The organism is Kitasatospora sp. NPDC057542 (genome assembly GCF_042801945.1).
In the GTDB taxonomy this organism is placed as follows: Bacteria; Actinomycetota; Actinomycetes; order Streptomycetales; family Streptomycetaceae; genus Kitasatospora.
Genome location: NZ_JBHVFE010000523.1, coordinates 1 through 5,880 on the forward strand (window position 1 = coordinate 1; position 5,880 = coordinate 5,880).

At 71.3% G+C, this 5,880-nt stretch carries 5 protein-coding genes; 4 read left to right on the forward strand and 1 reads right to left on the reverse strand.

Going from position 1 to position 5,880, the window contains the following annotated elements; genetic code table 11:
* Positions 1–124: 124 nt before the first annotated feature.
* Positions 125–703, reverse strand: a complete 579-nt coding sequence (locus ACFU7Y_RS38445) for a TetR/AcrR family transcriptional regulator (protein ID WP_380771136.1) — start codon at positions 701–703, stop codon at positions 125–127.
* Between the two features lie 210 nt (positions 704–913).
* Between ACFU7Y_RS38445 and ACFU7Y_RS38450 the strand changes: the two genes are divergently transcribed.
* From ACFU7Y_RS38450 to ACFU7Y_RS38465, 4 genes are all read left to right on the forward strand, one after another.
* Positions 914–1,828, forward strand: a complete 915-nt coding sequence (locus ACFU7Y_RS38450) for a TIGR03620 family F420-dependent LLM class oxidoreductase (RefSeq protein WP_380771137.1) — start codon at positions 914–916, stop codon at positions 1,826–1,828.
* A gap of 278 nt (positions 1,829–2,106) precedes the next feature.
* Positions 2,107–2,349, forward strand: coding sequence for a hypothetical protein (locus ACFU7Y_RS38455; protein WP_380771138.1), 243 nt, complete (start codon positions 2,107–2,109; stop codon positions 2,347–2,349).
* Positions 2,350–2,808: 459 nt separating this feature from the next.
* Complete coding sequence (locus ACFU7Y_RS38460; RefSeq protein WP_380771139.1) at positions 2,809–4,326, forward strand: S1 RNA-binding domain-containing protein; 1,518 nt, start codon at positions 2,809–2,811, stop codon at positions 4,324–4,326.
* A gap of 403 nt (positions 4,327–4,729) precedes the next feature.
* Positions 4,730–5,326, forward strand: coding sequence for a hypothetical protein (locus tag ACFU7Y_RS38465; RefSeq protein ID WP_380771140.1), 597 nt, complete (start codon positions 4,730–4,732; stop codon positions 5,324–5,326).
* Positions 5,327–5,880: the final 554 nt, after the last annotated feature.

Below are 5,880 nucleotides of genomic sequence, written 5' to 3' on the forward strand. Positions count from 1 at the left end.
GGTCGCGGCGGCGCCCAGCCAGTGACGCCAAGGACGATCCCGCCCTGGAGGCGGCCGGGTTCGGCGCGGCGGCGGGCGGCGGCGGCCGCGTGGAGGGACGCCGTCGCCGGGCCGTCCGCCGCGCCTACGTCGCGGCGCGGCCGGGTGCCGGGGCGTGGACGCCGTCCAGGGCGAGTGCGAGCAGGCGGTCGGCGCGCGCCTCGCGGTCCGGTCCCGGCCCGGTGGTGGTGAGGGCGATTCCGAGGGCGAGCTGGAGCAGGTCGTCGGCGGCCAGGTCCGGGCGGGCCGTGCCGTTCCGTTGCGCGTGGGTGAGGACGGCAGCGGCGGCGTCCTCGATCCGTCGGTGGCAGTCCGCGTCCAGGGCGTCGGAGGCCTCCAGCAGCAGTGCGCCGCCGAGACCGTGGTTGGTACGGGCGTGGGCGATGAAGGCGCGCAGCCACTCGGCGAGGGCCTGATCGGCGGGGCGGGTGGCGGTCAACTCGTCGGCGCGGGCGCAGAGTCGTTCGACGCGTTCCTCCAGGACGGCGGCCAGGAGGGCGGCGCGGGTGGGGAAGTGCCGGTAGAGGGTGCCCGGTCCGACGCCGGCCCGCCGGGCGATGTCGTTGAGCGAGGCCTCGGCGCCTGTCTCGGCGAACGCCTCCTGGGCGGCGGCGAGCAGGCGCTCGTGGTTGCGCCGGGCGTCGGTGCGCTGCGTCGGGGGCATGGGCGGGGTCCTCGCGATCGGTGGGCGGTGGTGGTGGTCGGGCGGTGGTGGCTCGATGGCTCGGAGGTGATGGCTTGGCGGTGGCCAAGCGGAGAGGTTCTCCGTATTGTAGGCCGAGGCTAACCGGAGAACCTCTCCGGATGGGCGGCCGTCGGCGTGTCCTGCTGCGCCCTGCCCATGACGACCACGGACAAGCTTCGAGGAGCACCGATGACGGACGCCGCGCGGAACGGACTCGGCAAGGCCGGGATCTGGACGTTCGCCTTCGACGCCCAGCCCGCCGGCCGCGTCCGGGAGGCCGCCGCCGAGATCGAGGAGCTCGGATACGGCGCGATCTGGTTCGGCGAGGCGTTCGGCCGGGAGACCGCAGGCCAGGCTTGGTTGCTCCTGTCGGCGACCCGGCGGATCACCGTCGCCTCCGGCATCGCCAACATCGCCTTTCGCGACCCGATCGCCGCCGCGACCGCCTCCCGCACCCTCGGTGAGGCCTTCCCCGGCCGCTACCTGCTCGGCCTCGGCGGCCACCGGGTGGACGACACCGTCCACAAGCTCGACGGCTACCCGATGCCGGCCCGCGGCCGGGCGGTCGCCACCATGACCGCCTACCTGGACGCGATGGACGCCGTCCCCGCGCACAGCCCCGTACCGGACCCGGCGCCCCACCGGGTGCTGGCCGCACTCGGCCCCAAGATGCTCCAGCTGGCCGCCGAACGCACCTGGGGCGCGCACCCGTACTTCGTGCCGGTCGAACACACCCGTCGTGCCCGGGAGTTGATGGGCCCCGATGCCTTCCTCGGCGTCGAACAGGCCGTCGTCCTGGACACCGACCCTGCCCGTGCCCGCGAACTCGCCACCGCCCACGTCGCCGCCTACGTCTCGATGGCCGCCCACCAGGAGGCCAACGTCCGCCGGCTCGGCTTTGGCGACGAGGACATCGTGGGCGGACCGAGCCGCCGCCTGGTGGACGCGATCGTCGCCCACGGCGACGCCGACGCGATCCGCCGCCGCGTCCGCGAACACCTCGACGCCGGTGCCGACCACGTCTGCATCCAGGTCTTCACCGCCGACCCGACCGCCCTCCCCGACCGCGAATGGCGCGAACTGGCCCCGGCGCTGCTCCGCTGAGGCCCGGGCATGAGGCCGCCCGTCCGGCGGATGTCCGTGCCGGCCGCGGACATGTTTCCCCGCTGACGGCGGCTTCCCGGCAAGCTCGGCGGGAGGGGGTAGGGGTTGCGGGACCCGCCCGCAGCGGAGGGGCATCGGCCGCCTGGGCTTTGGCTTTACCCCGAACAGTGGACACTTCTGAGAAGCGGATCTTCGGGTCCGTGGAGAGGATATCCTCATGGGTGCTGCGAGGTACTCGGGGGAGTTCAAACGGGACGCGGTCGCACTGGTGGAGTCCAGTGGACGGCGCATCCCGTCGGTGGCGCGCGAGCTGGGAGCTGCGGGAGAAGGCCCGGCCGGACCGGCTGGAGTGCCCCGAGTGCGTACAGGCCCGCGCCGCAAAGGACTTGGGCCCGCTGATGCTGCCGGTCCCGACCAAGCGCGAGCTGGTGGCCGCGCTGGTCTCCACTCCAGACGATCCGTGGTGGGAGGACCGCGTGCTGCACGCCAAGCTCTACCCGGCGAGGGGCCGCCGGGTGTGACCTGTTGGTGTTGGTGGGCGTGGAATGGCCGCTCATGCCGGGTTGTCTGGACCTTTGTGATGATCGGCGTGTGGTTTTCAGTTGGTTCGGCGTTGTTGTTCACCGGGTCTGAGCGGTGTGTCTTTCCTGTTGAGAGGGTGGGTTGCGAGAGGGCGTGGTGAACGGGAGGGCCGAGGTGGCGGTGAAAGATCACGCTGAAATGCGGTGAACGATGGCTGCGGATCGTGATCATGGTTGTCTGGCCGGCGGTCTGCTGGGAACGGTCGGGGCCTGTGGACGCGGGGTTCCCCCCGGGGGCGTTGGATATGGGGGAGCGTTCGACCCGTTGGCTCCGGCAGGATGGCCCGGTGAGTTTTTTCTGTCGACGTCAGCCGTTCCTCTCGGGCCCCGACAGCGGTGCGAGGGCTTTGGAACGTCGAGGGACTGCGGTGTCGTGTTCGGCTGCTGTGGGGCATTGACGTGCTGCCTTACGTGTACCGGATCACCAAGTACGATCCCGCGGACCGCGACGAGCGGGGTTACTACACGGGGGCGGAGGAGGCGGTCAGCGACCACGGGCCCGTCGAGGCGGCCTACCTCGAGGCGGTTGCCGCCTTCGCCGAGGACAGCGGTGTGCGGCACCTGGCTGTCCGCGAGCCTCAGGCCCCACTCGGCTTCGTGCACTTCGGCTCAAAGCCGACGGCCGAGGACGGTGGTCTGGCAGGCCTTTTCCCGTCCGATCTGACCGGCTTCCATGACGGGGCGCAGGTATCGGTGTCGCTCGGCCTGGAGGTGGTGCGGGCGATGCTGCGCGACGGCGGCGCCTGGTGTCGTCTGGAGGCCGAGGACATCTTCGCCGTGCACGTCGGCTGGGACCAGTACGTGTATGTGAGCAGCAACGTGCCCTGCGAAGCGGCGCTGGCGCGCACCCGCGAACTGGGGCTCTTCCCCGAACCACTGGACGCTTCCCCCTACGAGGCGATGTTCGACGAGCCGGGGGAGCAGCGCCCCGCCGACGACGTCTTCTGGGCGCGGGTGCGCTGGTGCGTGGCGACGCGCGAGGCGGCGCTCCTGGAGGAGATGCACATCGACAACGCCTCCCGCTGGCACCGGCTCGCCGATAGCACGCTCGATGCAGTGCGCGCCCGGCTGACCCCGCGGGCCCGTCTGGCTGTCTGGCCGGACCTCTCCACCGATGCCGCCGCGGTTGTGGCCGGCCTCCCGGACGAGGGCCTGGTCGAATTCGTGTGGGAGGACCAGGACGGCTGGATCACCAGCACGGTCGCCGACGAGACCCAGTTCACGGCACTGGCCGCCCAGGTCCGCGGCGCCCGTGCCGCCGCCGTTCTGCCCGTGGACGTCGACGGGCGCAGCCCTCTGTTCACGGCCGTGCTGCCCGACGGGGACGGCGTCCTGCGCGCCCGGTGGCGTACGGAGCCGACCCCGAGTGACCGGGACTGGGCCTTCCTCCAGACCCTCCGCCGCGGCCAGACCGTAACCGGCACCGTCACCAAGATCGCAAGCTTCGGCGTCACGTTCGTCGACATCGGCGGTTTCACCGCGATGATCAACATTCCCGAACTGTCCTGGCGCCCCATCCGTCACCCCTGCGATGTCGTCGCAGTCGGCCAGCAGATCACGGCGGAGGTCCTCGACGTCGACCTGGTGCGGGAACGGGTACCGCTGTCCCTCAAAGGACTGCAGGACGACCCGATGCTGCAGATCGCGCAGCAGGTGGGCCGGATCGTCACCGGAGAGGTCACCAAGATCGTGCCGTTCGGCGTTTTTGTCCGCATCGAGGACCGGGCGGACGGCTTCGAGGGGCTCGTGCACAGCACCGAACTCGCACAGCCACCCGCAGGCCCGCCCAAGGACACCGTCCGGGTCGGGGACAGGCTCACCGTGATGATCACCGACGTGGACCCCACCCGGCGCCGGATCATGCTGTCGCACACGCAGGCCCGCCAGCCAGACGCGGAGGAACACCGCCACGCCTGACACACGGGGCGGATGGCCGCCGCGCGGGACGCTCGCGTTCGACGTGCGGTTCTCACCGGGTTCGCCGCAGGCGTTCCAAGGCCGACGGCCGGTTACGGCCGGTCAGGAGCCCTCCAGGCGGCCCCTGGCGCACGGCCTGCCTGGGATCCGGTGAAGCATCGCGCCGAGGCCGCGATGAGGAGTGGACGCCGACTGCGTCGAGTTTGGCCTGTCAGCCAGGTCCAGTGGCTGGCTGCCGGCGTTCTCGGCGCTGGTGAAACACCGCCCACGAAGCTTCCCTTCGATCGAGTGCTGTCTCCCGGCGTGTCGGGATGAGCAACGGAGACGGAGGACAGCCTGCCGCTGAAAGGAGACCGCCGGACTCGGAGGGTTCGCGGGTCTCGTGCTGTCGACAGGTGGGGGTGTGGTGGTCGCTCTGGATCCGCTCGGGCCGGTGCCGGACCGGGAAGCCGTGGTGGCCCGGTTGATGGACCTGGACAGCCGAGGCGAACTGACCACGGCTCATGTGCGGCTGGTCGCCTCGTCTCTAGGGGTGACCATGTGGGCGGTGTGGTACTGGATCGCCGCGGCGCGTAAAGAGGGCCGGTTCTCGCCGCGCCCTCGCCCGCAGCTGACCATCACCCCGGAGATCCGGCGTCTGCTGGCGTTCTGGGGAGGCAACGTCTCGGCTGTCCACCGTGAACTGGTGGCCCGCGCAGCGGACGACCCCGATACAGGACCGGTGCTGTCGCTGTCGGCCCTGCACCGCGCGGTGGTACGGGATCTATCGGTGGGGGAGCGGGTGGGTCTGCGGGGCGGGGAGGCGGCCCGGCGGGCGTATGACGTGTTCCCCCAGCCACGAGCACCAGGACGACGAGCACCACCAGGAGCACGCCGTCGTCAGCACCGGCGCGACTGGTCCCGGTACTTCCGGCAGACCTCGTCGCCCTCCCCGTCGCACAAGCACGCGCCGCACGCGGCGCACAACTCCCAGCTGTCCTCGCAGCGCCGCGGCGGGTAGGTCATCTCCTCCCCGCACCAACCGCACGTCCTGCTGAGCAACCGCTCCGGGATCTCACTGCGTTCACGGATGTCGTGCATGTCGCCCTGCTGCTGATTCGTCACGGACGAAACGTAGCTGACAAGATCATCTGTAGTGCTATAGCCGCCGCTGCGCCCCGCCTTCTTGTCTGCCGCGCTGCCGTTCGGGCCAGGCCCTCGTTCGGGCCGGGCGGGTCTGTTGGGTGCCGGGCTGCCGGTGCCTGGGTGGTGGGTGGGGTCTGGGTGGCCGGCAGGCCGCCGTGGAGGGTGTCCTGGAGGCTGGCGCCGGAGTGGCCGGCGCGCTGTCGCGCCCCTGGTGGGTGGGGGACCCACCCACCTCAGCCCCAGACAGCCCACGCACCTGGACAGAGCCCGGATCCAACCCCTCCAGATGGCATGTCTGCGGCCGAAAAATCCAAGGTCAAAGCCCTGGCCACCTACCGACCAGCGGGTCTAGCATTCCCGCCACGGCGGCCCCACCACAGTCACCACCGGGCCGCCGAGCAGAGCAGCCGCGCCGTGACCCCGGCGCTG